This is a genomic window from Streptomyces sp. NPDC039465 (assembly GCF_055639315.1).
The window spans coordinates 1-25,443 of the sequence record NZ_JBVKAP010000002.1 but is presented as its reverse complement, the minus strand read 5'-3'; the positions used below and the strand labels follow the sequence as shown (position 1 = coordinate 25,443).

20 protein-coding genes and 2 pseudogenes are annotated in these 25,443 nt (G+C 69.3%); 15 read left to right on the top strand and 7 right to left on the bottom strand.

The genetic code is table 11. The features are described from left to right. Positions 1-3: 3 nt before the first annotated feature. On the bottom strand, positions 4-474 hold the full coding sequence (locus tag ACZ7LT_RS06280) for a YbaK/EbsC family protein (RefSeq protein WP_471234823.1): 471 nt from the start codon (positions 472-474) through the stop codon (positions 4-6). A 132-nt stretch (positions 475-606) separates the two neighbouring features. Between ACZ7LT_RS06280 and ACZ7LT_RS06275 the strand changes: the two genes are divergently transcribed. From ACZ7LT_RS06275 to istB, 3 genes and pseudogenes are all read left to right on the top strand, one after another. After that, complete coding sequence (locus tag ACZ7LT_RS06275; RefSeq protein ID WP_471235591.1) at positions 607-1,695, top strand: ArsR/SmtB family transcription factor; 1,089 nt, start codon at positions 607-609, stop codon at positions 1,693-1,695. A gap of 164 nt (positions 1,696-1,859) precedes the next feature. Further along, a complete protein-coding gene (locus ACZ7LT_RS06270) occupies positions 1,860-2,915 on the top strand; it encodes a Mu transposase domain-containing protein (protein WP_471234822.1) in 1,056 nt (351 codons plus the stop codon). 50 nt (positions 2,916-2,965) lie between these two features. Then, positions 2,966-3,744 (top strand): annotated as a pseudogene (gene istB, locus ACZ7LT_RS06265) (IS21-like element helper ATPase IstB). A gap of 99 nt (positions 3,745-3,843) precedes the next feature. Here istB and ACZ7LT_RS06260 read toward each other — a convergent pair. After that, the gene (locus ACZ7LT_RS06260) at positions 3,844-4,200 is read right to left on the bottom strand and encodes a DoxX family protein (RefSeq protein WP_471234821.1); all 357 of its coding nucleotides are present in this window, start codon (positions 4,198-4,200) and stop codon (positions 3,844-3,846) included. A gap of 153 nt (positions 4,201-4,353) precedes the next feature. Here ACZ7LT_RS06260 and ACZ7LT_RS06255 point away from each other — a divergent pair, with 153 nt between their 5' ends. After that, on the top strand, positions 4,354-4,920 hold the full coding sequence (locus ACZ7LT_RS06255; RefSeq protein WP_471234820.1) for an endonuclease domain-containing protein: 567 nt from the start codon (positions 4,354-4,356) through the stop codon (positions 4,918-4,920). 693 nt (positions 4,921-5,613) lie between these two features. Here ACZ7LT_RS06255 and ACZ7LT_RS06250 read toward each other — a convergent pair. Both ACZ7LT_RS06250 and ACZ7LT_RS06245 read right to left on the bottom strand, forming a co-directional pair. Beyond that, positions 5,614-6,258: a dihydrofolate reductase family protein gene (locus tag ACZ7LT_RS06250; protein WP_471234819.1), complete on the bottom strand. Its 645-nt coding sequence runs from the start codon at positions 6,256-6,258 to the stop codon at positions 5,614-5,616. Positions 6,259-6,930: 672 nt separating this feature from the next. After that, positions 6,931-8,133 carry an erythromycin esterase family protein gene (locus tag ACZ7LT_RS06245; RefSeq protein ID WP_471234818.1) on the bottom strand — a complete coding sequence of 401 codons (1,203 nt, stop codon included), beginning with the start codon at positions 8,131-8,133 and terminating at the stop codon, positions 6,931-6,933. Positions 8,134-8,214: 81 nt separating this feature from the next. Between ACZ7LT_RS06245 and ACZ7LT_RS06240 the strand changes: the two genes are divergently transcribed. Beyond that, positions 8,215-8,988, top strand: coding sequence for a TioE family transcriptional regulator (locus tag ACZ7LT_RS06240; RefSeq protein WP_471234817.1), 774 nt, complete (start codon positions 8,215-8,217; stop codon positions 8,986-8,988). A gap of 255 nt (positions 8,989-9,243) precedes the next feature. Here ACZ7LT_RS06240 and ACZ7LT_RS06235 read toward each other — a convergent pair whose 3' ends face one another. Continuing rightward, on the bottom strand, positions 9,244-11,577 hold the full coding sequence (locus ACZ7LT_RS06235) for an NACHT domain-containing protein (RefSeq protein WP_471234816.1): 2,334 nt from the start codon (positions 11,575-11,577) through the stop codon (positions 9,244-9,246). Positions 11,578-11,822: 245 nt separating this feature from the next. Between ACZ7LT_RS06235 and ACZ7LT_RS06230 the strand changes: the two genes are divergently transcribed. The 7 genes from ACZ7LT_RS06230 to ACZ7LT_RS06200 all read left to right on the top strand — a co-directional run bounded on the left by ACZ7LT_RS06230 (position 11,823) and on the right by ACZ7LT_RS06200 (position 19,964). Next, positions 11,823-12,548, top strand: coding sequence for a LysE family translocator (locus tag ACZ7LT_RS06230; RefSeq protein WP_471234815.1), 726 nt, complete (start codon positions 11,823-11,825; stop codon positions 12,546-12,548). Positions 12,549-12,661: 113 nt separating this feature from the next. Next, complete coding sequence (locus tag ACZ7LT_RS06225) at positions 12,662-13,336, top strand: HAD family hydrolase (protein ID WP_471234814.1); 675 nt, start codon at positions 12,662-12,664, stop codon at positions 13,334-13,336. A gap of 215 nt (positions 13,337-13,551) precedes the next feature. Next, positions 13,552-14,835 (top strand): NAD(P)/FAD-dependent oxidoreductase, encoded by a 1,284-nt coding sequence (locus ACZ7LT_RS06220; RefSeq protein WP_471234813.1) that lies wholly within the window; start codon positions 13,552-13,554, stop codon positions 14,833-14,835. Positions 14,836-14,985: 150 nt separating this feature from the next. Continuing rightward, positions 14,986-15,621, top strand: a complete 636-nt coding sequence (locus ACZ7LT_RS06215) for an HAD family hydrolase (RefSeq protein ID WP_471234812.1) — start codon at positions 14,986-14,988, stop codon at positions 15,619-15,621. A 263-nt stretch (positions 15,622-15,884) separates the two neighbouring features. Then, positions 15,885-16,772 (top strand): NAD(P)-dependent oxidoreductase, encoded by an 888-nt coding sequence (locus ACZ7LT_RS06210; RefSeq protein ID WP_471234811.1) that lies wholly within the window; start codon positions 15,885-15,887, stop codon positions 16,770-16,772. Positions 16,773-16,985: 213 nt separating this feature from the next. Then, a complete protein-coding gene (locus ACZ7LT_RS06205; protein ID WP_471234810.1) occupies positions 16,986-19,229 on the top strand; it encodes a TerD family protein in 2,244 nt (747 codons plus the stop codon). Between the two features lie 186 nt (positions 19,230-19,415). Next, positions 19,416-19,964: a GNAT family N-acetyltransferase gene (locus ACZ7LT_RS06200; RefSeq protein WP_471234809.1), complete on the top strand. Its 549-nt coding sequence runs from the start codon at positions 19,416-19,418 to the stop codon at positions 19,962-19,964. Between the two features lie 248 nt (positions 19,965-20,212). On the opposite strand, the gene ACZ7LT_RS06195 is transcribed toward ACZ7LT_RS06200, so the two are convergent. Further along, complete coding sequence (locus ACZ7LT_RS06195) at positions 20,213-21,532, bottom strand: hypothetical protein (protein ID WP_471234808.1); 1,320 nt, start codon at positions 21,530-21,532, stop codon at positions 20,213-20,215. Between the two features lie 330 nt (positions 21,533-21,862). Then, positions 21,863-22,672 carry an inositol monophosphatase family protein gene (locus ACZ7LT_RS06190; protein ID WP_471234807.1) on the bottom strand — a complete coding sequence of 270 codons (810 nt, stop codon included), beginning with the start codon at positions 22,670-22,672 and terminating at the stop codon, positions 21,863-21,865. 181 nt (positions 22,673-22,853) lie between these two features. Between ACZ7LT_RS06190 and ACZ7LT_RS06185 the strand changes: the two genes are divergently transcribed. The 3 genes and pseudogenes from ACZ7LT_RS06185 to ACZ7LT_RS06175 all read left to right on the top strand — a co-directional run. Further along, entirely contained in the window at positions 22,854-23,447 is a 594-nt protein-coding gene (locus ACZ7LT_RS06185) for a TetR/AcrR family transcriptional regulator (RefSeq protein ID WP_471234806.1), read from the top strand. Continuing rightward, positions 23,444-24,280 carry an alpha/beta fold hydrolase gene (locus ACZ7LT_RS06180; protein WP_471234805.1) on the top strand — a complete coding sequence of 279 codons (837 nt, stop codon included), beginning with the start codon at positions 23,444-23,446 and terminating at the stop codon, positions 24,278-24,280. Before ACZ7LT_RS06185 ends, ACZ7LT_RS06180 begins: the two co-directional genes overlap by 4 nt. A 139-nt stretch (positions 24,281-24,419) precedes the next feature. Continuing rightward, positions 24,420-25,443, top strand: a pseudogene (locus tag ACZ7LT_RS06175) (transposase); the annotation flags it as partial.

Below are 25,443 nucleotides of genomic sequence, written 5' to 3'. Positions count from 1 at the left end.
GGGCTATCGGTGCAGAAGTGTGACGTGGGCCCGGGGTAGCCGGGTCAGGACCGTGGGGTGCGCTTGGAGAGTCCGGTCGGCGGATCCGGCGCCGCAGTAGACCGGCTGGTCGGATTCGGAGACCGCCGTGTCGATCAGGCAGGGCACGCCGGGGCGGTGGCTGATCGGTGCGATGCCTCCGGGGACAAGGCCCTCCTGCCTGAGCAGGTCGGCACCGGCGGCGCGCAGACTCGAACGGCTGGTGCCGACGGCAGTAGCGAGGCGGGCGAAGTCGACGCGGTCGTCCGCGCGCAGGGCCACCAGCAGGAGCGGGATCTCGGGGCTCGTGAAGGCGAGCGTCTTCACCGCTTGTGACCAGGGGAAGGGCAGGGCCTGACGTTCGGCAACGGTATGCGCGGGGGCGTGCTCGTGAATGGCGTACGCGCTGCCGTCCGCGTCGAGCACGGCTTGCCACGGCGCTTCGGGGGTGCTCATGAGGAGCCTTCGGGTTTCGGCCCGGGATGCGTGAGGGCGGCGTTCATGGGGCCTCCAGGGGTTGTTCCCAGAGCCTGATCGACCCGGCCGTATCTGATCAACTGATTGTGGAATCATGCAATCGTGATCTCGATGCGTTTCACCGAGACGGCCGCTGAGGACCTCGCGTTCTCCGTCTCACCCTTGCTCGAAGCGGTGCATTCCTGGCATGCGCTCACCGACCCCGGACACCACGCCCTGCACGTCCCCTGGGTACGGCGCTGCCGCCGGCTCCCCGCGGCGCTGCGCCGGCAGATGCGGGAGCACGGCTTCGTGGTGGCCGACTACATCCCGGCCTTCTTCGAACGCCGGGCGGACGATCACGACGCGGACTTCGGCGACCAGCTCTCGGCAGTGCGCGCGCTGCCGGCCGAGCATCTGGCCGCCGAGCTCGCCCAGACCCTCGTCGACACCACCCGCTACGACGGTCACGACCTGGTAGAGGACACCACCACCCGCGATGCCGCCCTCTCCGAGCTGCGGCAGACCGACCCTGGCCGGGCCGCACGGCTGGATGACGTCCTCACCGATCCCCGGCCGATCGTGGAGGACGCGCTCACCGTGCTGGAGGACTACTGGAGTGCCGCCTTCGCCGAGGAATGGCAACGCGTCGAACCCACCCTGTACGAGGCGATCGCCGGCGCGGGACAGCGGATCGCCCACCAGGGCGTCTTCCCGATGCTCCGCACCCTGGTACCGCAGATCCGCATCGACCCCGCACAGCGGACACTGCGACTGGACCGCCCGCACGACCACGACATCGCCGTCACCCCGGCCCGCCCGGTGACCTTCACCGCCAGCCACTACGTGTGGCCCCACGTCCGCGTCACCTGCGACGCCCCTTGGCCCCTCCGGATCACCTACCCGGCACTGTCCCTCGCCCCCGCCTCCGCCCCCCGCCCCGCGAGCCAGGAGGAACTCCTCTCCGCACTGCGAGCCCTGGCAGCCGCACCACGGCTGCACATCGCGACCTGCCTTGCCGCGCAGAGCCGCAGCACGCAGGAACTCGCCACCCTCCTCGGCCTCTCGCAATCCGTGATCTCCCGCCACCTCCAACAGATGACCCAAGCGGGACTGACCACCACCCGACGCGACGGCTACTACGTCCTCTACTCCCTCAACCCAACCCGCCTCGACCAGATCGCCGCGGCCATCACCGGCCTCACCACACCACACAACTGAGCCAGCTGCCCAGGCTCCGCGAAGTCCATGACGTCAGGAGCCACGTTCGACCGCCATCTATAACCGCCTCCCGCACAGGCGGCAGATGCTGGGCCCTGGAGGCATTCCAGGTTCTGGGCGGGGTGCCGTCCGTCCATATCCGTTACGACAACCTCAAGCCCGCGGTGAAGCAGGTGCTCTTCGGCCGTTCCCGCGCGGAGACGACGCGATGGGTGGCGTTTCGGTCGTGGTATGCGTTCTCGCCCTTTTACTGCGGGCCTGGTGAGGAAGGGGCACACGAGAAGGGCGGCGTCGAGCACGAGGGTGGGCGGTTCCGGCGCAAGCACCTGGTTCCCGCACCGCAGGTGGAGAGTCTGGCTGAGCTGAACGAGCGCCTGGCGGCGATCGACGCGGCGGAGGATGCCCGGCACGTCCATGGCCGTCCCACCTCGATCGGCTTCGACTTCGAACAGGAACGTTCCGCCCTGGCACCGCTGCCGGCGGACGAGTACGACACCGGCAGCGATCTGATGCCGCTGGTCCACCGCAACGGGCGGGTCACCGTCCGCCAGGGCTACTACTCGGTGCCCGCCAAGTTCATCGGCACGAAGGTGCGGGTGAAACTGCGGGCGAACGAGGTGTGGGTCTATGAGGGCCGCAAAGTGGTCGCCCGCCACCTGCGGCTGACGCGCCGTTACGCCTACCACGACATCCTGGATCACTACCTGGAGATCCTGCTGGTCAAGCCGGGCGCGTTCGCCGGGGCCGCCGCTTTGGCTCAGGCCCGCGCGGAGGGCGGCTTCACCAAGGTGCACGAGGCGTTCTGGGCGGCTGCGAAGAAGAGGTGCGGCGACAAAGAGGGCACCCGGATGCTGATCGAGGTGCTGTTGCTGCACAGGCAGCTGCCCGCCGCCGCGGTCATCGCCGGAATGGCCACGGTCCTCAAGGTCGGCTCCGTCAGCACGGACCTGGTCGCAATCGAGGCCCGCAAGGCCATCGAGAACAGCGGTATGGAAGACGCCGGGCCTACCGGCTTCCAGAGCGATGACGCTGCCCCTGGCGAGGGGAAGGACGACTCCACAGCCCAGGACGCGCACGGTGACGGGGCGAAGGTGATCCCGCTGCACACCCGGCGCCTCCCGCCGGATCCACGTCCCGCGCTGCCGGACATAAGTAAGTACGACCGGCTGCTGACGCCAGTGGCTGACACCACGAGGAAGAGAAAGGGCACCAGCGCATGAGCCCCACCGCCACCGCCAAGCCGGCCTCCGAGCAGATCCCGGCCACCCGGATGCCGCTGCCCGAGAGCGACCCGGAAGATGCCCTGATCGATGAGGCATGCCGGGACCTGCGTCTGCCCGCCTTCCGGGAGCGGTTCGTGGAACTCGCGGCCACCGCCCGGCGCGAGCAGTCCTCCTACAAGCAGTTCCTGCTCGACATGCTGCAGGTCGAACGCGCTGACCGGGATGTCCGCCGCCAGCAACGGCTGGTGAGGTCGGCGAAGTTCCCCCGGCCCAAGCGACTGGAAGACTTCGACTTCGACCGCAACCCCCACGTGCTGCCCGAGACGGTCGGTGACCTCAAGAGCACCTCCTGGGTGCGTGAGGGCCGCCCGCTGGTGCTGATCGGTGACTCCGGCACCGGAAATCGCATCTCCTGATCGGAGTCGGCACGGCGATCGCCGAGGCCGGTCTGTCGGTCCGCTACACCACCACCTCCGCGCTGGTGAACGAGCTCGCCGAGGCCGACGCGGCCCGCCGACTGTCCTCGGTGATCGCCCGCTACAGCAAGGTCGATCTTCTCTGCCTGGATGAGTTCGGGTATCTGAATCTGGACAAGAAGGGTGCCCGGCTGCTGTTCCAGATTTTCATCGAGCGTGAGGAATGCAAGGCGACCGCGGTGGCCACCAACTCACCGTTCGCAGAGTGGGACAAGATCTTCGCCGACCCGAGGCTCTGTGCGGCCATCGCCGACCGGATCACTTTCCGCTGCACGCTGATCCAGACCGGCACGGAGTCCTACCGATACCAGGCCACCGAGGCCGAACGCCAGGCGAAGCCGGCGCAGTGACCGATGCCCTCTGGTGCGCGCCCCAGCCCGCGCTTGCGGGACGACAGGTCTTAAGACTCGGATGGGTGGGGCTCCTTCTGAGGGACGGGCTGCACCGGGTCACCGGGTGCCGTGGTAGGCCAGATTCACGGCCAGAGCAGCCACGGGCAGACAGAAGAACACGGCCCAGGGACCCAACTGGTGGTCACGAACCCGCAGGTGGGCACAGAGTGCACCAAGGAAGTACAGCACGAGACCGATGGCAGCGAGCATGCCCAGCACCGGCACGGCGAACCCGGCCAGCAGCCCCAGCGCCCCCAACGCCAGCAGTGTGCCCAGCGGGCGCATCCAGGACCGGGGCACACGCAACTTGTCCGCCTGGCTCTTGGGGTAGTCGTGGCCGATGAAGTTGGCGATGGCGGCCGAACCGTTGACAGCCGAGGTGAGGAGGGTGACCACGAGGTAGGCGGCAAACACGAGAAACTCCTTCTTCTGCGCGAGAACGACGGTTGGGTGTTCGTCTCCTTGACGAAGACAGCACCTCAAGATGTGACACGCCCTGTCAGAGCAGCCCCTCGGGGGGAGCCGCACCCGACTCGGATTGTCAGTCCGTCGGGTTAGATTCCGCGCATGAAGAGGCGACGCGCTCCGGGCCGGGAAGACGACGGTTGGCCTGACGAGGAGGACGAGTGCCGCCTCTGTAGCGGGCCCGTCTATCCGGAGGAGGGCTTCGCCGCTGGATTGCGCTGCTACTTGTGCGCCGCCGCCGAGCGGCAGGCCAAGAAGTACGGACTGACAGTCTGGCAGGTGAACGCCATCCTCCGCGCACAGGATGACGCGTGTGCAATCTGCGGAGAGAGCCCCGGCGACGCCGCCAGCGAAGGACCCTCGTACTGGCAGATCGACCACGATCATGCCTGTTGCTCCGGATGCGCTAAGTGCGTTCGCGGACTGCTCTGCATGCCCTGCAACGCACGCGGCGTTGCCTGGTACGAGAACCTGGACGAGGCACGACGGGATTGGCCACGCATGAATGCCTACCTGTCAGATCCGCCAGCTCGCCGGCCAGAAGCCCGCGTTCAGTGGCTCGACATGGACCGCGTGCGTGGCAGGGAGGGCTCCTCCTTCGCGGCAGCGAGAGACGCGTTCACCACGGCGATGGATCGCTATCAGCCAAGCCTCAGCTCGGAGCAGTAGTCGGCAATGGCGAGCACTGCCGCAGACTGCTCTCCAGGCTCAGGTGGGTGCAACTAGATGCGCACGCGGCGACGATCGCCCTCGGCGACTAGGAGTCGCTCGAAGGCTCAGTAGATGGTCTGGAGCCGATCCCTTGCCAATCAAGTTTGTCGCCGCAGGTCAGCGCGCAGCAGACTACTGACTTCGCTGTCCAAGGACAATCTGCTGCCGGGCGGATCCCCCGCATAACAGAGCCGGGCCCTTCTGAACCGCGCCTGTCAGGGACACGGGGCAAGAGGGCCCGGGACAACCAAAGCTATCGGTTCACACCCGCATCATTACCGTGGACACTCCCGCCCGCCCTGGCGCAGCCCGATGTCACCCGATAGGGGTGGCTCCCATTCTCGTTGCCGATCATGGACTCGCGTCGCTGTCCATCCCCTTCACGGACAGAGCAACGAGGCTCCCATTCCCGTTGCCCGAGCGGCTCCCGTTCACCCTGTCAAAAACAGTCGGCGGGTGGCAACCCCCCTCGCCCAGCGGATCACGCACGGAGCCAGAGTCGGATGGCGGCGGTGGCGCGCTCCCGGCGGTGCCGCCGGGAGCGCTCCGCTCCGCTTCCGGGCAATGTGAATGCCAGTGCTTCCGCGCCCCTACAGCGTCAGCTGACGCCATGATCGTGGCTCGGCTGGCCCGGGCTGCCCCGAGGACCGATCACTTACGCCAGAACAGGTGGTGCGTCACGCCGCTCGGGCTGGGCACTACCTCCAGGTGGAACCGGTCGAGCAGCTCATCGGGGGACTGCCAGAGCCGTAGTCCGGACCCGAGCTTCACCGGCGAGACTGCCACATGCATGGTGTCGACGAGGTCGGCGTCGAGGAACTGCCGGATGGTGGTCACCCCACCACCGAGCCGGACGTCCTTGCCCTGCGCCGCCTCCCGAGCCTGCTCAAGGACCGTGGCCGGGTCGCCGTCGACGAAATGGAACGTGGTGTCGGAGAGTGTGAACGAAGGACGCTTGTAGTGGGTCATCACGAAGACCGGAGTGCGGAACGGGGGCTTGTCACCCCACCAGCCGCGCCACTCATGGTCGTGCCAGGGTCCTCGCTGGGGCCCGAACTTGTTGCGGCCCATGATCTCGGCCCCGATGTTGCGTGCGTAGTCTCGCGTGAAGTAGTCGTCGAGGCCTCGGCTGCCCCCGGGATCGGTGCGCATGGGCCAGCTCGCCGTGGCGCCCGCCCAGGCGAACAGCTTCTCGGGATTGGCGTGGCCGAAGGGACTCTCAAGGCTCTGGTCCTCGCCGGCACCGATGCCGTCACTCGAGACGCTGAAGTTCTGCACTCTCAGTAGCTGGGTCACGTGTTGCTCCTCTGTCGGCGATCACGGTAGCGAGATCTGTTGGCAGTAACGGTGGTGAGACTCTTCGGGCCGGGCAAACTCATCGCTGCGTCCATGCCCAGTCAGAAACTGGGCCACCCAGCATCCCGACCTGGCAGGATTGCCGGGCCAGCCGGTGGCGGCTCTGCTCAACGACTTCGGGCGACGGAGCCGACCATGAGGCGGCTGTCCGGGAGCTCACCGACTGACGCGGCGTCGATGCCGTCATCGACCCGGGTGCGGCGCGAGTTGCCTACGTGCCCAGGCGCAGCTCGCTCCGCTCGGCCGTGTGGTGACGCTCGGCCCCGCCAGCGGCCAGTTACACGGCGCTTGCGGGGGACTCCTTCTGGCCCGGTACGGGGTACGGATTCGACGACGGCTACCAGGCCCATCGCCGCAGCTCCTGACTCCTGCCAGGCGATCCAGATGATCACCGTCGCGTACAGGCGGCCACCGAAGACCGAGAGGGGCCGTGAACCCCACAGGAGCAGTACCGGCCCCTGCCGGTCCGGCGACGCTGCCCGACGGGTGGAAGGTGAGGCCCAGTTCGTCGAGTGCTGGGGGAAGGAGGTCGGGGACGTGCGCAGCCAGAGCCGGATCGAGGGGGCGGTGACCACCCCCTGCGCGCAGTCGGCGGTGGCGCTGGCGCCGGTGCTAGCTCTGTGGGACGTCCTTGACGAACAAGATGCCGTCGCTGTCCGTCAGGTGGGTCGGGTCGAGCGGGGCGTAGCCGAACCAGGGGGAGACGCGGGGTGCAGGCCGTGTGGCGGCGAGGGCGGTGGTCAGCCGCCGGGAGTCGATGATGCAGCGGTCCTCCGGGAGCGCGTACAGGAGCCCTTCGAGGGTGTCCGGCGGCGGTGTGTCGACGCCCTGGTGCCGGATCGTGCCGAGGGCCGTGGCCACGAAGGCGTACTCCTCGCCGAGTTGGCTGTTCACCAGCGCACCGGCGCTCCACCACTCCACCGGCCCCTGCCACATCCGCATCGTGCTCTTCTCCCGCTGGAGATGGGAGTTGTGGGCGTAGACCAGCGCCGGGCCACCGGCGGCGAGGGCGAGGAGGTTGTGGGCCATCATCTGGTCCCGCACACCCAGCAGCCGGGCCATGCGGGCCGGTGAGGTGTCGGCCATCCAGTGGTGGTAGCGCAGCAGGCCGGTGGCGGTACGCCCGTACAGGCGTGCCCGGTCCCACTCGTCCCGCGAGGTCGCCGCGAGCAGGTGCGGCATCTGCTCGTCGAGCAGCGCCACCAGATCGTCGGCGAGCAGCCTCAGCTCCCCGGCCTCGGCCGACTGCCCCACGGACTGGGACGGGTCCATCATCGCGGCGGGATTGGTCCACCGGTCGTCGGTGCCGAGCAGGCGGTTGAGTGTTTCCGCGGTGCAGGGGAGCAGGTCAGCATCCACCCGGGCCGCGAGGTAGCCGTGGAGTGCGGTGAGGGCCTGCCGGGGGCTCGCGGCGCCGGTGATCTCCAGCGGGCCGTCGAAACCGGCGAAGCGGAGCCGCTCGGACGCGGGGCGGCCGTCGTTGTAGGCGCGCAACCAGCGTACGAGCTCGCGGTTGGCGGCGTAGGTGCCCCAGTCGTGGCTGAATCCGTGCTCCATGACCTCGTCGAGGGTGCCCGTGCCCGAGGTGACGTGGTCGTCCACGACCAGGCCCCTCATGCAGTCGCTCTCGATCGCGATCGTCCGGTAGCCCTCCTGCTCGACGAGCTGCCGGAAGAGCTCATTGCGCAGTTCGAGCAGAGCGTCCTCGCCGTGGGTGGGCTCGCCCAGGGCGAGCAGCCGGGGCCGGGCCGGGAGCAGCCTCATGAGGGCGGCAGCGTCGACGGCATGGGCGGTGTCCTTGATGTCAGTCGCCATGCCTTCAACGCTATCGTTGAACCTCCGGTGGAAACTTTTCCACGATATCAGCCGGAATATCGCCGGTATATCGTCAGTTCCATGGTGCCAAACCTTCAAAACGGTGAACGGCTCCGGCCGGTTGATCTGGCGCGTGGCCACGGTCTGTCCACGCAGGCGATCAGGAACTACGAGGGGTCCGGCATCCTTCCGGCCGCCGGTCGCACACCCCACGGCTACCGCACCTACACCTCGCTGCACGCGACGGCCCTGCGCGCGTTTCTTGCCCTGGTGCCCGGCCACGGCCATCAGACGGCGACGTCGATCATGCGGGCCGTGAACCAGGGCGCGGTCGATGAGGCGTTCCGCCTCATCGACGAGAGCCACGCCCAGCTGCTCGACGACCGGCGGACCCTCCAGGCCGTGAAGAGCGCCCTCCGCGACCTGGAGCCCACCACGGCGCCCGAACCCGAGTCCACCATCGCGCCCGAACACGGAATGGGGTCCGAGCCGGCCGCGGTGTACGGGCCCGGCGGCACGTTCATCGGGCCGCTCGCCGGGAAGCTCGGAATCCGGCCCGCGACGCTGCGCAAATGGGAGCGTGCCGGACTGGTGCGCCCGCGCCGCGACCCGCTGACCGGGTACCGCGTCTACGACGAGGCCGACGTACGGGACGCCCGTCTGGCCCACCAGCTCAGGCGGGGCGGCTACTTGCTGGAGCAGATCGCCCCGCTGATCGCCCAGGTGCGGGCGGCCGGCGGGCTGGAGCCCCTGGAGGCCGCACTGGCCGACTGGCACGGTCGGTTGTCCGCCCGCGGGCGGGCGATGCTGACCGGGGCCGCGGAGCTGGAGGCGTACCTCCGTGAGCGCGGATGAACATGCTTCGTCAGCCGGAGAGAACAAGAGTCACCAACGATTCCGTCCCGGCCGTCCCGGCGTCCCGGCCGTCCCGCCCGCCGATGCGGCCTGGTCCCGCGTGGAGCCGTAACTCCCCATCGACCGGAGCCGGTTCACTCAGGGCGGCAAGCGCCACCGCGCCCGCCGCAGGCCATCCGAGAGACACCAACGCGGCGGAGTAGAAGGTCGGCCACCGCTACGACACCGCCGGGCGTCACACCGAGCGCACGCGCACTACCCCCTCAACGGTGAATCGGACGGTGGTGAGACTGCCCGCGGGCCGGGCAGACGGGTGTCTCCGGTGGCGAGGTGGTTCTGAAGCCGTGCGTGGCGGAACTGGTAGACGGGGCCCACCTGGCGCAGCAGGCCGAGCCGGTGGGCGTGGGCCAGGAATGCTTGCAGCCGCCACGGCAACCGTCGACGCGCCGCGAGTACGCATCGTGCGACGGCGTAGTGCGGCCAGGCGCAGGCGACCAGTGCGAGAGTCATGCCGACGGGGCCGTACCACAGCATGCTGAAGGCGATGATCTCCAACGTGTGGCTCATCGATCCGTGGCCGCGGGATTCGAATGTATCCAGCGCCGTATTGGCGACGGCGATCAGGATCGCGCCCGTGGCGCCGTGGAGGACGGCGACGAGGCGGTCGGCGCGGACGGAGGAGGTGGGGGTGGTGAGGTCGTGGACAGTCGCGGTGTCACGCGTCCATTGCAGTGCTGCCTGTCCCACTCCGATGACCGCACCGAAACCCAGACCGAAGGGCCACGCTGTGTCCCATACGGGTTCGTCCGCGATGTCGTAGACCTCGATGATGCCGTACAGGTGCAGAGTGGCTCCGCCGAGACCAGCGGCGACGGCGATGGTGAGGGCCGCGCGCAGCAGGCGGCGGCGCCAGTGTCGGAGGGTGAAAGCGCCCTGACTCGGCGCTTGCGGTGGCGCCGGCCGGCCCGCGCTGATGAGAACCATCAAGAGCGAGAAGCTGAACCAGCAGGCGGCCCGCAGCAGCTGCTCCACCCTGGCGTCGTCCCCCACCACGAAGCAGCGGATGGCGACGTCGACCGCGATGGCTGCCGCGCCGCCGCAGATGCTGGTGCCCAACACGGCAATGCTCCAGCGGACGTTGCTACCTGTGCGCACCATGGTTCGGGCACCGACCGCCTGAAGGACGACCATGCCCGTCACCCAGGGGGCGACCAGAAAGAGGTAACGAAACAATTCTGTGGCGTCCTGCCGCCAGCCTGCCAGTGGCAGAAGGAGGAGAAAACCCGTGGCAGTTGCGGTGAGTCCCCAGATCAGCGCGCGGGCATTCGCACGGGAAAGGGCCGGGATCCAGGCGTACAACCGCCACCAGACGAGGTCGTAGGTCCTCTCGCGTTCAAGACGAGAAGCCAGATAGGTGAGGTAGCGGTTGGCGTGCTCCGGAGCCCATTGACGTGCGGCCGGGTCTCGTTGCTGGGCGCGTGTATAGAGGGTCGGCAGGAAAGCGTTGAGCAAGTGGCGCTCGACGGCCGAGCTGTCCGGGAAGCGGTCGGCGTCGGTGAGTTCGGCAGGGTCGCCGGGTGCGTCGGCGTAGATGGATCTGGCGAGTGTCACCATCAGTGGGCTGGAGAGTGCCTGGGCGGCGGGGCCTTGCGGATGTGTCTCCAGGTGGTTGGCCAGCTCGTCCCAGGAGCGCTGGCGAAGGCCGGGCGGGGTGGCCAGACGCAGCAGCGCCAGGGCGTCTCCGGGACGGACCGGCGACGGGGTGATGACTGCCGCTCCGGTCAGGACGCCGGCGTCGGCCACGGTGGTGGTGTAGTCGTCGGTGCGGCAGGTGAGCACCAGCGGGGTGTGCGGGTCGAGGGTGTCATTGAGGGCCATGAGCACTGCGGCGCGGCCTGCTTCTGGGCGCTCGTCGAGGGCGTCGAGCACGGGCAGGATACGGCCCTCCGCGAGCAGGTCCTCGATCGCACTGGAGCCAAAAGTCTCGATGTCGGCCAATACGGGGTAGTCGGCGGCGATCTGGCGCCGCAACCATGCCTGTACGCTCTCGCGCGCGGGATCGAACGATGCCAGCGAGAGCAGTACCGGCACTGGCTCGTTCGCGTCACGGTCGCCCAGCAGCGCGAGGGTGAGCAGCACCGCGAGGGTGGTTTTGCCCGATCCGGGCGGTCCCAGGGCAACAAGGCGGCGGCGCGGCAGGCCACGGAAGGCGGCCGCCAGGTCGTGTGGTGCGTCAGCCCGGCAGGTGACCGGGTCGCCGATCAATTGCCGGTGGTCGCTGACATCGGGCAGCGGGCAGTCGGTCCACAGCACGGGCAGCGGCGCCGGATCGAACAGTTGGCGCAGCACGGCCTCGTCCTGCCACTGCCGGCGCACAAGCCGCGCCAGCACCTGTGCGGCCTCCGTCACCTGTCCCGAAGTCGACCGGCCGCGGGGGTTGCGGCGCCACGCCCACACCGCCATGACCCCGAAGGCGCCGGACACAGCTGCCACCACTGAGCCGACGTCCGAGGCGCCTTCGAGGCTCGTCAACCCCGCTGCAACCACCAAGCCGACGACCAGGGCCGCGCACAGCAGCCACGTGAGCATCCACCGCCACCGCATGCCTACCCCCCGGGGCCCGTACCCATGGCACGGTCACCAATCTTCCTCGCCGGTCCCCTGCCACCGCGGCGGTAAAGGCCTGCGTTCACCCGGACTGAGTACGCGACAGCCATGGCAGCGGCAGGCTGGTGAGGTGTGATGCGCAAAACAAGAGGCGGACACTGCCATTCCTGCCCGATTCCGGGCAGAAATATGGACGTTCTATGGTTCCCGGCCTAGGGTGATCGCTCATGACCACCCTAGACGCTATAGGGACTTTCACCCTGATAGTGGGACTCCTCACGCTCACTCCCGGACTGGATACCGCACTCATCCTGCGCACCGCGGCGCTCGGGCACCGCCGTCGCGCCTGGGGCGTGGTCCTCGGCATCCAGAGCGGCACGCTGGTCTGGGGCGTGCTCACCTCGCTCGGTGTGACCGCGCTGCTGACCGCGTCTCACCTCGCATACGAGACTCTTCGTTGGGTCGGAGCCGCATACCTGGTGTGGATGGGCGGCAGGCTGCTGTGGGCCACCTGGCGCCGCTCAGCGAGCGAGAGCCCGCAGACAGCGGAGGCCGGGGGCGAGACCGGGACCGGGGGCGCGACCGGTACCGGGACCGGGACGGGCGTCGAGGCCAAGGCCAAGGCCAAGGCCAGGGCCAGGGCAGGCGCCGGCGACACCCTGCTCGGCGGCTGGCGGCAAGGGATCGTGACCAATCTCCTCAACCCGAAGATGGGTGCCTTCTACGTCGCGGTGCTCCCGCAGTTCCTTCCCGCCGACGCCTCACACCTCGCACCAGGCGTGCTCCTGGCCGGTGTCCACATCGTGCTGGCCGTCGTCTGGGCATGCGCGCTGATCGCCTGCGCGCACGTGCTCCGAGACCGTCTGCAACGGCCCTCCGCCCGCCGCCGCCTCGACCGCGTCACCGGTACGGTCATCGCCGCCTTCGGCATCCGGCTCGCGCTCGGACAGTGAGGCACCGGTCGACGCGACCGTACGCCGCCCGACCGTACGCCATCCGACCGTACGCCGTCCGACAGTCGCCGAACGGGCAACCCGCACATCACCCGAAGCGAAAGGGCATCCCCATGGGCTCGCTCCCCACCAGCATCGAGGCCGTGGTCTTCGACTGCGACGGCCTGCTGGTCAACACCGAAGCCTGCTGGACCGTTGCGGAAGCGGCCATCTTCGCCGCGCACGGCCATCCCTTCGGTCCCGAACAGAAAGCCCTGGTCATCGGCCGCACCGTGGAGGCCGCCGGAGAGGCCATGGCCCAGTACCTCGGGCGCCCCGGCACCGGCGCCGAGCTCGCCGCCGAACTCCTCGAAAGAGTCCGCAAGGAGCTCGCCCGAGGCGCCGCGGCCCTCCCCGGGGCGGCAGAACTGGTGCGCGCCTGCCGGACGACCGTCCCCATCGCCGTAGCCAGCAACAGTCCTCGGGAACTGCTGGACGTGGCACTGTGGTCGGCCGGTCTCGCCGACCACTTCCCCCACTCGTTCGCCGCCGACGAGGTACGTTCCCCCAAGCCCGCACCAGAGCTCTACCTCAGGGCGTGCGAGACACTCGGTGTGGCCCCCAAGCGTTCCGTCGCCTTCGAGGACTCGGCAACGGGCATCGCCTCGGCGCGTGCTGCCGGGCTGTACGTCGCGGTCGTACCCTCCCTTCCGGGACCTGACCTCGACCACGACTGGCTCGGCGCCAGCCTGGCCGATCCCGAATTGCGGGACTGGGCCAGGGGTCTGGGCCTGGAAACTGGGGCATGACGCCGCCTGCTGACCACCCCCGGTGCACCCCGGCCCCCTTGACGTTCGCCTGGCGTTGACCGGGGCCTGATGACAGGTCAAAGTCGTTGCCAAGGGCAGCTTTTGGTGCTGGAAGTGGCGCAAGAGGTGTTCTGCCCGCACGTTCCCCAAATGACAGCGGTGGCGCTGCACCACTTCCACGAACGGCACCACACCCCGAAGGGAGCGATCAGCGCATGACCAAGCCTGAGAACGCGGGATACGACTACGACGTCGTCATCAGCGGAGCCAGCCTCGCCGGCAGCGCCGCGGCGATCCTGCTCGCTCGACGCGGTGTCCGCGTCGCACTGCTGGAACGCCGCTCGGACCCCGAAGCGTACAAGGTGCTGTGCACCCACTCCCTCACGGCCTGCGCCTACCCGGTGCTGGACGAACTCGACCTCATACCCGCTCTTGAGAAGGCGGGAGCCGTCCGCAACGAGGCCCGCTGGTACACCCGCTGGGGATGGATCGAGCCGAGGGCCGCGCCGACGGGCCCCGCGCTACCGTACGCGTACAACATTCGGCGCAGTACCCTCGACCCGTTGATCAGGTCTCATGCGGCGGAGACCCCCGGGGTCGATCTGCTCCTCGGTCATCATGTGACCGGGCTGGTCCGGGAAGCCGGGCGAACTGTGGGTGTGCGCGCGTCGACGCCACAGGGCGAGCACGAGATTCGGGCCCGCCTGGTGGTCGGCGCCGACGGCAAGGACTCGGCCGTCGCGAAGTTCGCCGGGGTGCCTGCTCGGCTGTACGAGAATGCGCGGTTCGGCTATTTCGCGCACTTCCGCAACCTTCCGCTGCACGCCGGGATCGCTCACACCTGGTTTCTCGAGCCTGACATGGCGTACGGGTTCCCGAACGACGACGGGGTGACGGTCATGGCGGTGCTCCCGGAGAAGAAGCGGCTGCCGGCCTTCCGGGAAGACCTGGAGGGCAGCTTCTTCGACTTCGTCCGCGCCCTCCCCGAGGCGCCGCCCATCGACTCCGCCGAACGCATCACGAAGATCACCGGCACGGTCAACTACCCGCTTCACAGCCGCAAGACGACCGCACCGGGCGTCGCGCTCGTCGGTGATGCCGCCTTGACCAGCGATCCCCTGTGGGGAGTGGGATGCGGGTGGGCTCTGCAGTCCGCGCAATGGCTGGCAGAGGCGGTCGCCTCGGCCGCAACCGGTCGGGGCGATCTCGACAGGTCCCTCGCGGTGTACGCCCGCAGACACCGGCGCCGGCTGCGCGGTCACCAGGAACTGGCCGTTGACTTCGCCAAGGCTCGTCCCTTCAATCCCGTGGAACGGCTGATGTTCTCGGCGGCAGCGCGCGATGAGTCGGTGGCGCGGCACATGCATCTGTTCGCATCCCGCCTGATCGGTCCGCTGCGATTCTTGAACCCTGCGGCGCTGGCCAAAGCTGCGGCCGTCAACATCAAGCATCGCGGGGCGACCTCGCCGCCCGCACACCTGTCACAGACAGGGTCCTGACCGGCTTCCCGGGCGGTCCGCCCCACCCCGAACAACCCGGAGAGGGAACTCTTCCCGCCCTGCCCCGCCCCACCGGTGACGGGCGTGCCCGCCGCCCGTAGAGGCTTGCTGGTCACATCTGTCTGATGATCACTGTGCTATTCAGGGGCAATGATCGTTCCCAACGCATGCGGCAAGCCGTTTGACGCGGTGCTGTGCGACCTCGACAACGTGGTGCGGTTCTATGACTTGACCCATTTGGCCCGGCTGGAACAGCTGGCTGGACTGGCCGAGGGGGCGACCACGGGCGTGGCCTATGCGCCGGAGGTAGACCTCCCGCTGCTTCTCGGCCAGATCAGCAAGGAGGAGTGGGTGGATTCCATCGTGCGGGGGCTCACGGGAGATGTCTCGCCGTCGCAAGCCCGTGAGCTTGGAACAGCACTCGCCGAGGCGCCATTCTGGGCTGACGAGGTGGTCGTCGCCATGCTTCGCCGGGTCCGGGAACACATACCGCTTGTTCTCGTGACCAACGCGACCTTGGACTTGGAGAGCGACCTGAAGTCGCTGGGGCTGTCTGATCTCGCGGATCATGTGGTCAGCAGCGCCCGCGTGGGGGCGGCCAAGCCCGACCGAGCGATCTACGAAATCGCGGCCAAGCGAGCGGGGGCGGCCATGGAGCGGTGTCTCTTCGTGGACGACAGGCTGGAGAACGTCGAGGCCGCAGTCGCGCTGGGGATGACGGGAGTGCACTACCGCCGGCCTGAGGATCTCCAGGAGATGCTGGCTCTCGTGACCACCGACTGTTGAGCCGGTGCAGCGAAACCGTCTGCTCGCCGGGCGGCCGCTGATACCGGCGAGCGTACCCACCGACCACCCCGGTCGTAAGAACCTGCACGCGGGCTGGGAACACTGCGGCGCGGCTCGCGGCTCGCGGCTCGCGGCTCGCGGGTCCGGTCTGAGACGTCTCTTGACCTCAAGCGCAGTTCAGCTTCTAGCGTTGCGTTCCGTACAGCGCCAAAGGTGGCCCTGGACGGACCGGGCCACAACAAGCTGATTGAGGATGACGTTTGATGAGCACTGCCTCACAGATTGATGCTCCGCCCGCCGTGACCGTGATCGGTTTAGGCGAAATGGGCTTCACACTCGCGAGAACCTTCCTGGACGGTGGGCATCCGACCACGGTGTGGAACCGTACGCCCGAGAAGGCCGACGCCCTGGTCGCCAAGGGAGCCGAGCGGGCCGCGACCATCCGCGAGGCTGTCGCCGCCAGTCCGCTCGTGGTCGTCAGCGTGAAGGGCACCGCCACGGCCCGCGAGCTTCTGGAGTCGTCGGGTGACGCGCTTTCCGGCCGAGCCGTGGTCAACCTGACGGACGGGACATCGGCGGAGGTCAGGGCTGCGGCGGACTGGGTCACAGGCCAAGGCGCGCAGTACCTCCACGGGCAGATCATGACCATCGCTCCGGGCATCGGGGGAGCGGAGACAGTGATCTTCTACGGTGGTTCTGACGCCGTGTACGACCGCTACCGGCCGACGCTCCAGCTCATCGGCGGCCGGGGAACCCTGATCGCGGACGACGCCGGTATACCGACCCTGTACGGAATGGCCGTGCACGACACCATGTGGGGCACGCTCAACGGATTCCTGCACGCGGCCGCTCTGCTGTCCAGCGAGGGCATCGAGGTGAAGCGGTTCCTGGACGACGCCAAGGCGTCCGTCTCCGCACTGTTGGCGTCCTTGCCGATGATCGCCGACGAGGTCGACCGCGGCGAGTACGCGACGGAGTACGGAGCACTCCAACACCACCGGCCCTCTCTCGAGGACCTGGTCCACGAGAGCAAGGCACGGAACATTGATGCCGAGTTCCCCGGCTACACCCTCGGCCTCGTGAACAAGGCCCTAGAAGATGGATATGCCCATGAAAGTTACTCACGTCTGATCGAGCACTTCAGGGGGTAGTGCTTGGTTGCCAGCCAGTTGCCAGCCAGTTGCCAGCCAGTTGCCGGCCGCCCCCTGAGCAGGGACGCCGCGATCCGCCTCGCCCAGATGGTTGGAAACGGCCCACACCTCCGCCGCCCGCCTCCTCGGCATCCCCCCGGCGTCCTGATGCCCGCCCTCGGAAGCCGCCGTTATCCATCGACCGTGGATGGCGGCCGGTGTCAGGATGCCGGTATGACGATCATCATCAAGGGGGACAACACCCCGCTGCCCGGAGGCCCGTTCCGCATCACCGTGGCTCGCGAGGGGCGGCCGGGCACCCCGCTGGTGGCCGCCACGGCGGTGCTGCTGGACGCGACGGGGCGGGTTCGCGGTGAAGCCGACGTGGTCCGGGGGGACTGGCCCGCCCACCCCTCGGGCGCCGTACGGCACCTGGGCGGAGCGGCGGAGGGCGGGCTCCTCGTCCAGCGGCTGGAGGTGGACGAGGAGGCGGTGGAACCCTCCGTACAGCGGGTGCTGATCGCCGTCCTCGCTGCGGGCGGGACGTTCGGAGCGGTCGCCGGGCTGTCCGTGGAGGTGGCCGGCGGCGAGGGCCCGGCGGTGGCGCGGTACGAGGTCACGGACGCCGGTGGGGAGACCACGCTCGTGCTCGGCGAGTGCTACCGCCGCAACGGGGCTTGGCGCTTCCGCGCTGTCGGCCAGGGCTACAGCGCCGGACCGGCAGCGCTCGCCGCCGACTACGGCATACCCGCCGAGGCCCTCCCGGCCGCGCCGGTGCCGGGCCCCGCGATGACCGAGGTCAGCAAGGAGGCCGCCCCGCCCCCGGGCGTAATCCTGGGCCTGACCACGGGCAAAACCGTCCCGGGTGGGGCCCCGACGGCAGCCGGGGGCCGCCAGGACGCAGGCGGGGGCCCGGCAGCGAGCCCCGCCCCGGCGGCGGCCGCGGGCGTGCCCGCGAGCGGGGCCCAGGTGGCAGCCCAGGCGGCGTCCCTGGCGGCCTCCCTGGCGAAGGTGCTGGGCCCGGTGGCCGGGTCGGAGCAGGGGGCGGTGCCCGTCCCCGCGAGCGAGGTGTTCCACGAGGTGCACGGCGAAGGAGACCAGGTCCTCTCCTTCGGCCGGCCGGCCCCGAAGGGCCCGCTGATCATCGAGATGTCGGTGGCTGGCGGCGGCCGCTTCACCGTCGCCACCCTCGACCGCGAGGACGCGCAGGAACAGGTCCTCATCAAGACCACCGCCCCGGTCCGGGAGGCCCGGGTCCTTGCCGTACGCGGTAAGCGCGCCCTGCGGCTGCGCGTCGAGGCGGCGGGCGCCTGGACCCTGCGGGTGCTGTCGCTCGGAGCCGCGCGGCAGCTGGACGGCACCGTCTCCGGCACCGGCACGGACGTACTCCTGCACGACGGCCCCGCCGCCGACCTGACCCTGAGCCACCACGGACCGGGGTCCGCCCGCTTCGAGGTAGCCACGGCCCGGCTCGACCTCACGGAGCCGGCGCGGCTGAAGCCGCTGGCCGACGACGACGGCCGGGTCGAGGCCACGCACCCGCTCCCGGCCGGGCCGCTGCTGGTGCTCGTATCGGCGGAGGCCGGCTGGACCGCCGAGCTGACGCCCGCGCCGGGACACCACCGCACCCCGGAGGAGGCCGAGCGGGCCCGCGCCCTGTCCCTGGCCACCGGCGTCTACGAGGGGCGCGGGACGCTGGAGCTTACCGTGGTGAACCCGGAGCCCGGCCGGCCGGCGGTGGTGGAGTTCGAGCGGACCCGGGTGCCCAAGCGGCACAGCTGGTTCTGGATCTGGCGGCTCGACGAGAAGGGCGAGGTGGACCAGCTGAGCATCTACTCCACCACCAGGGACGCGCGGGGGCAGCTGCTGGTGTTCGCCAAGGGCGAGCCCGAGGTGCGGGTGAGGGTCGAGGGCTCCGGCGACTGGCGGCTCCGGGTCCGTCCGCTCGACACGGTGGAGGCCCTGGGCAAGAGCGCCAGGGGACGGGGACAGGCCGTGCTGCGCTACGCGGGCCCGCCCGCCCTGATCCGGGCCACGTGCGACGGTTCCGAGGACACCACCGGCTATGTGCACACCGTCCAGCCGGACGGCACCAGCGACAGGGTCGGCCGGATCGGCATCCTGGTCCCGATGACCGGCCCGCTCGCCGTGGGGCCCGAGGGCTGGTGCCACGTGGTCGTGAAGCTGGACCACGCGGCCTCGTGGAAGCTGGAGGTACTGCCCCTTGACGACGTCCGCGAGTTGAAGCGGAAGTTGTCCGGCAACGGCTGGGAGCTGGTGGCGATGACCGGCTCCGCCGCGAAGGTGGAGGTCCGGGTCGACCCCAAGGCCGAGTCCGACGGAATAGTGCTGGCCACCATGGACGCGTACCTGCGCCCCGAACGGCAGCTGTGCCGGGAGCCCGGGGTCTACCTGGTCCCACCCGGCCTGATCGGGGTCCGCACCTCCGAGAAGTGGAGCCTGAAGGTTCGCCGCTGACCGGTCCGCCCGTCCCCGCCGCGCCGGGCGGAACCCGCCCGGCGCGACGGCTCGTTGACGCCGGCCACCCCTCGACCCCGAGCCGCTGGCGCGCGACCGGCTGGAGCGTCCACCAGCTCGGAACGGCACGGCTTCATCGGAACACTCATGTGATCTTCTGTTCAGAAGTGGTCCTAGCATTGGTCCATGCCCAATATGCCGTCACGGGTCGAACTGTGCCCGCTCACCCTCGCCGACCAGGATGAGTTCTGCTCGCTCGTGAGGGCCAGCACCGAGCTCCATTTGCCGTGGATGCAGCTGCCCGCGACCGCTGAGGAGTTCCACGGCTGGATGCGCCGCTTTGAAGACGGCACTAACCGGGGCTTTCTGATCCGCGTTCAGGAGACCGGTGCAGCTGCTGGCATGGTCAACATCAACTCGATCATCCGGGGCCGCTACCAGGGCGCATCCCTCGGCTACGCGGCTTTCGCCCCGTCTGCGGGGCGGGGTTACATGGCCGAAGGGCTCACCGTCGCCCTGCAGCACGCCTTCAACGACCTGCGGCTCCACCGGCTTGAGGCGAACATTCAGCCGGCGAACAAGCCGTCCTTGGCCTTGGTCCAGCGCCTGGGCTTCCGCTACGAAGGTCTGTCGCCCGCCTATCTCTATATCAACGGGGCCTGGCGCGACCACGAACGTTGGTCCATCTCCGCACCATCCCCCTGGACGCCCGATCCTTCCCTTCCCGAGATCTAGGTGCGTACCGTACGGGTACGCCGCCGAATCCCATTGACGAGCTGTCGTTTCGTCCACCTCGGCGAGCTGTTCACGGGTTTGGGTTCTGGCTCACATTCCGTGAAGCCTCCACGCTGAGTGACGGTTGTAGTCGAGGCGCTGGATCGATTGCTGGCCCTGGGGGCGAAGGGTTCGCTGGACGGACTTGGCTTCCACGGGCCGTACTATCAGCCACACCGCACCCGCACCGCGCTCGAAATGACGGATCGTCAGAGATGGTTCACGGTGGCCGCGCTGTCCGACCAGAGCCAGTTCACGGGCGAGTACTGCTTCTTCAGCGCGGTGCGCTCGCGCCCGTAGCCCTTCAGCGCGGCCTCCACAGCCACCGCCAGGTCGTCCAGGTCCTGTGGCACTGGCACCCGCAGCAGCAGGCGCTGCTTGCGGTGTGCGAGGAGCAGTTCCCCTGCGGGTGTGCACTCCAGCAGGGCGAAGTGGACGAGGGGCTTGAAGGGCTTCTCCGCAGTGGACATCCTGGCGCGCAGCACCCCGTCGGCGCTCCACGCGTACAGGCCGTAGCGGTTGAGATGGAAGGCACGGGCGCGGTACGGGTCGGCGACGACGGTGAAGTCGAAGCCGGTGAATGGGCTGTCCTCACGCAGGTGCAAGCCTCCCAGCCGGCCCTGCAACACCCCGTGGTCGTCGACGAGGGCGAAGCTGAACTCCTGGCCCCGGTTGGTCGAACGGTAGGTCTTCCCGAAGACCGGGATGACGAACAGGTCGTCGCCGAGCGCTGCCGGGCGGGTCATCGTGGAGTCGAGATAGCCGTAGAGGCTGCCGCTGGTCCCGGTGAGCTCCGACAGGGCCTCGGTCAACGAAGGCGATGGCCGGTTGCCGCGCCCCACCGGCTCGTCGCCGTACCGTACGTGCGCGTACGCGTCGGCGTCGCTCTGGCAGTCGGTGCGCGCGTCCAGGGTCGCGATGGCGCGCAGCACGGGCTTGCGGCCCGGGACGAGGGTTGTGCCGGGTTCGGAGACGGCGACGATGTTGGGGTGGGCGCCGGCCCAGTTGCTGAGCCCGTACTCGGAGGTCATGCACAGCAGCCGACCCGCGGGGGTGACGGCGATCGACGCGGCGAACGGGTCGTCCCCGGAATCCTGCTGCTTCTCCCAGCCCCAGGACATCGGCCAGGAGGCGAGGACCTCATCCAGGTCCGGGGACAGGAGGTGGGTGCTGCCGGGCTTGGAGCTGACGGCGACCGCGCCGTCCGGGAGGACGGCCAGGGTCGTCACGTCGCCCTCCGGTATGGCCGACGGGCCGCCGCCCGGAACCGCCTGTCCGAACACGGCGGTGGCGGTGGGCTTTCCGTCGGAGCCGTGACGGGTAATCAGCTGGTAGCCGAAATCCTGCTCTGCGGGGTCGGCCGAGCCGGCTGCATGCCCGCGGTAGCGGCGCAGGCCGGTCAGCACGTAGGTGTCGCCAGCCGCCGTCGCCACCGCGTGATCGACCCTGAATCCCCATTCGCCGGCTTCGGGGTCGAGATGGTGGACGTCCAACAGGGACGCGGGCGCGGTGATCGGCAGCAGTGTCATACCGGCATCCTCTCCCCCGCCACTGACAATCGGGCGAGTGGGCCCTGGGGAACGCGAAACTGGCCCGTACCGGGTGCGGTGTAGCTGACAGTTCGGCCCGTGGAAGAAATGGGGCTCCGGCTGGAGGAGTTACTGTTCCCGTCGATCGCCGACGTGACGGTACTGTCCGTCGCCGTGAACGACGAGGCGGTACACATAGAGGCCCGAAGCACGGTGCCCGGGGCCATCTGTCCCGGATGCGGGATCCCACGGAAAGTGAGCCCGAACCCGGGTTTGGACGGCACTGGGGCTGAGGAGGGCCGGCCCATGAGGTCGGCGCAGGGCGGGCTTTCAGGTGCCGTCCTGGCTTCGGCTGCGGATTGTCGACATCAGCAGCTGGTGGGTTTCGAGGTCGGCGGCCGCGACGAGTCCGCGGCTGGCTTGTCCGATGGGGGCGCCGTCGATTCCCGTAACGACGCAGCCGGCGGCCCGGCACAGAGCGATACCGGCGGCGAAATGTACGCTCCCGGACAGGTCGCCGCCGTCGGTGACGTATGCGGCGCGCTTGCCGGCGGCGACCCAGGCCAGCGCCAGCGTCGTGGAGACGACCCGGGGCCGGAACCGTTCCACGAAGTCGGGGTGGGCCAGCAGGTCCACGGCCCGGAACCCGGGCGCGCTGGGGAACGGCGGGTCCAGGTTGACATCCACGAGTTGGGTGGCGGGCGTGGGCGCCAGCTGGGCATCGGCGCCGTCGTGCCGCACCCAGGCGGTCTCACCGTCGGTGAAGAAGACCTCGCCGCTGAACGGGTCAGCCACCGCCGCCGCACCGCCGCGCAGCGCCACGTTGACGGCCACCAGCATGTTGCCGACGGCGTAGTTCAGCGTGCCGCACAAGGGATCCACCAACCACTGGCGCGTGGCGTCGGCAGCACCCTGCTGCCCGCCCTCCTCGCCGAGCACAGCGTCAGTGGGGCGGGCGGCATGGATGACGTTGAGGATTGCCTTCTCGGCCTCGACATCGGCGGTGGTGGCGAAGTCCCCGGCGCCTTTGTCGATGCGGGTGAGCCGCTGGCCGTACATGGTACGCACGATGTCCGCACCGGCACCCGCCGCAGCTATCGCAACCCCAGCATCGTCAAGGGTCCTATATGAGTTGATCACGTTGCGCAGGATATCGGCGGCACCGGCAGTGGATCTCCGCCTACCGGGCCGGCGCCGAACATGCGCGCAGCGGGCCTGGCGGGGGAGGCATCCGCAACAGCGGTGCCGCTCGACACACCTCCCGCTTGCCTCCCTAGGACCCCTAGGATAAAACTAGGCCCCCTAGGAAGATGGAGAGCGCATGGTGCGGGCAGGGCTGACGGCGGAGCGGGTCACGATCGCGGGCGCCGAGTTGGCGGACGAGGTCGGGCTCGACCGCGTGACCATGTCTCAGGTGGCGCGGCGGCTCGGCGTCAAGGACGCGAGCCTCTACGCGCATGTCCGCGGTCTGGCGGATCTGCGCGGACGAATCGCACTGCTGGCGGCGGACGAGAAGACCATCCGCATCGCGGAGGCGACTGCCGGGCGGTCGGGCAAGGACGCGCTGATCGCGTTCGCCAACGCCTGGCGGGAGTACGCCCACCGGCATCCGGGCCGCTACATGGCGACGCAGACCCCGATCCAGATCGACCCCGAGCTGGCCGCGGACGCGCCAGGACCGCGGCGCTCCGTCGAGCTGACCTACGGCATGCTGCGCGGCTACGGACTGGCCGAGCCCGATCTGACCGACGCGGTCCGCCTGCTGCGCAGCACATTCCACGGGTTCGTCGCCCTGGAGGCCGCGGGCGGCTTCGCGCACAAGCGGTCCTCGCAGCACTCCTGGCTTCGCGCCCTCGACGCCCTGCACATCCTCCTGGAGAACTGGCCCCCGTCCCGAGCAGGAGACGCATCATGACCGACCCGACCACCGGCAGCCTGCGCGTGAACGGCGCGACCCTGCACTACGAAGTACGCGGCCAAGGCCCGCTCCTGCTGCTGATTCCCGGAGGATCGGGCGGCGCCGCCGCCTTCGACGGCATCGCCGACGACCTGGCCGCCGAACACACCGTCGCCACCTACGACCCGCGCGGCATGTCCCGCAGCACGCTGGACGACCCCGAGGCCGAGCAGAGCGTGGCCGAGCACGCCGACGACGCGCTGCACATACTGGACCTGCTGTCGCCCGCCGAGCCCGCCCGCGTGTTCGGCACCAGCTCGGGCGCGATCGTCGCCGTACACCTGCTCACCACCCGCCCCGAGCGCGTCGAACGCCTTGTGGCGCACGAACCGCCGCTGGTGGAGGTCCTACCGGACGCCCCCGAACACCGCGCGCTTCTCGCGCGCGTGCAGGAGACGTTCCGTACCCAGGGGCTCATGCCGGCGATGGCCGTATTCGCTGCGGGCCTGAAGAAGGACGGCGACAGCGCCGAGCCGAAGGCCGAGACCCAGCTTCCGCCCCAGGCGGCGGCGCGGGCTGAGCAGACGATGGCCAACCTGCCGTACTTCGTCGGGCGCATCGTGCCCCGTTTCATGTCGTACGTCCCGGACATGAACCGGCTGGAGACGCTGTCGGATCAGCTCGTTCTCGCCGGCGGCCAGGACTCACGTGGCGAGCTGACGTACCGCCCGGCCGCTCTCATGGCCGAGCGCCTCGGTATGGAACTCCTGCACTTCCCTGGCGGGCACGTCGGCCTGACCACGCACCCCGCCCAGTTCGGCGAACTCCTTCGCAAGGCATTCCGCGTCTAACTTGATCTTTAACGTGCGCCGTCGAACGGTGCGTCGTACTTGATCACTCGGTTCGGTGTCCGCCGTACACGGAAGCGGCCTTCGTCTGAACATGTGCTCCGACCAAGGAACACACACGTCCAGCACGAAGGCCGTGAGGATGAGTCTGCTGCATCGCGATGTCCGGCGAGAGCCGCCAGCCGAACTGTCACGCTTCCGGGGCGAGTTCTACTCCTGTCTCACCGCTCGTTCGGATGCGCTGTTCGAGCTGGCGGATGCGGTTCTGTGCGGGGATAGGCCGGTGAGATCGCTGGCCGAGCTGTCGCTGGTGGGCGAACATCGCCGTGGACACGGAGGACTCTACGCCGCTGTCTCAAAGGGCCGGGTCGACGCGGATCGGATGCGGCAGGCCCTGGCCTCGGTGTCGCTGCCGCGGGCGGCCGATGGCCGGCTGGTCCTGGCCGTCGATGTCACGTGCTGGCTGCGGCCGGACGCCCACACCTCGCCGGAGCGGATCCTGTGCCACACCTACGGCCGGGGCAAAGACCAGCACATCCCCGTTCCCGGGTGGCCGTACTCGATCGTCTGCGCGCTGGAGCCGGGCCGCAGCTCGTGGACCGCCCCGCTGGACGCTCTGCTGTCTGGCACCCGGAGACGACACCGCCACCGTCACCGCCCGGCAGCTGCGCGAACTGGTCGAGCGGCTGATCACGGCAGGCCAGTGGCAGGTCGGCGACCCGGATGTCCTCGTCATCGCGGACGCGGGATACGACGCACCCCGCCTGGCCCACCTCCTGCGGGATCTGCCGGTGAAAGTCCTGGCCAGGATGCGGTCGGACCGCGTCCTGCGCAGGCCAGCCCCGCCGCGGCAGCCTCACACCATGGGCCGGCCGCCCCGGCACGGCGGCGAGTTCGTCTTCGGGCAGCCCGACACCTGGGGCACCCCGGACACCCACACGGTCACCGACACGCGCCTCTACGGCACCGCCGTCGCCCGGTCCTGGGACCGGCTCCATCCCAAGCTCACCCACCGTTCTTCCTGGGCCGCGGCCGACGGCACCCTCCCGATCGTCGAGGGGACCGTGATCCGCCTGGACATCGATCATCTGCCCAGCGGAGCCACCCCGAAGCCGGTCTGGCTGTGGTGGTCGGGCACCGGCGCCACCGAAGCGGACACCGACCGA

Excerpts from the sequence above, each read along its gene's own strand:
- ACZ7LT_RS06180 (WP_471234805.1), top strand. The coding sequence starts at position 23,444 with ATGACCGACCCGACCACCGGCAGCCTGCGCGTGAACGGCGCGACCCTG.
- ACZ7LT_RS06195 (WP_471234808.1), bottom strand. The coding sequence starts at position 21,532 with ATGACACTGCTGCCGATCACCGCGCCCGCGTCCCTGTTGGACGTCCAC.
- ACZ7LT_RS06205 (WP_471234810.1), top strand. The coding sequence starts at position 16,986 with ATGACGATCATCATCAAGGGGGACAACACCCCGCTGCCCGGAGGCCCG.
- ACZ7LT_RS06200 (WP_471234809.1), top strand. The coding sequence starts at position 19,416 with ATGCCCAATATGCCGTCACGGGTCGAACTGTGCCCGCTCACCCTCGCC.
- ACZ7LT_RS06230 (WP_471234815.1), top strand. The coding sequence starts at position 11,823 with ATGACCACCCTAGACGCTATAGGGACTTTCACCCTGATAGTGGGACTC.
- ACZ7LT_RS06255 (WP_471234820.1), top strand. The coding sequence starts at position 4,354 with ATGAAGAGGCGACGCGCTCCGGGCCGGGAAGACGACGGTTGGCCTGAC.
- ACZ7LT_RS06275 (WP_471235591.1), top strand. The coding sequence starts at position 607 with ATGCGTTTCACCGAGACGGCCGCTGAGGACCTCGCGTTCTCCGTCTCA.
- ACZ7LT_RS06235 (WP_471234816.1), bottom strand. The coding sequence starts at position 11,577 with ATGCTCACGTGGCTGCTGTGCGCGGCCCTGGTCGTCGGCTTGGTGGTT.
- ACZ7LT_RS06220 (WP_471234813.1), top strand. The coding sequence starts at position 13,552 with ATGACCAAGCCTGAGAACGCGGGATACGACTACGACGTCGTCATCAGC.
- ACZ7LT_RS06185 (WP_471234806.1), top strand. The coding sequence starts at position 22,854 with ATGGTGCGGGCAGGGCTGACGGCGGAGCGGGTCACGATCGCGGGCGCC.
- ACZ7LT_RS06245 (WP_471234818.1), bottom strand. The coding sequence starts at position 8,133 with ATGGCGACTGACATCAAGGACACCGCCCATGCCGTCGACGCTGCCGCC.
- ACZ7LT_RS06225 (WP_471234814.1), top strand. The coding sequence starts at position 12,662 with ATGGGCTCGCTCCCCACCAGCATCGAGGCCGTGGTCTTCGACTGCGAC.
- ACZ7LT_RS06210 (WP_471234811.1), top strand. The coding sequence starts at position 15,885 with ATGAGCACTGCCTCACAGATTGATGCTCCGCCCGCCGTGACCGTGATC.
- ACZ7LT_RS06280 (WP_471234823.1), bottom strand. The coding sequence starts at position 474 with ATGAGCACCCCCGAAGCGCCGTGGCAAGCCGTGCTCGACGCGGACGGC.
- ACZ7LT_RS06215 (WP_471234812.1), top strand. The coding sequence starts at position 14,986 with ATGATCGTTCCCAACGCATGCGGCAAGCCGTTTGACGCGGTGCTGTGC.
- ACZ7LT_RS06240 (WP_471234817.1), top strand. The coding sequence starts at position 8,215 with ATGGTGCCAAACCTTCAAAACGGTGAACGGCTCCGGCCGGTTGATCTG.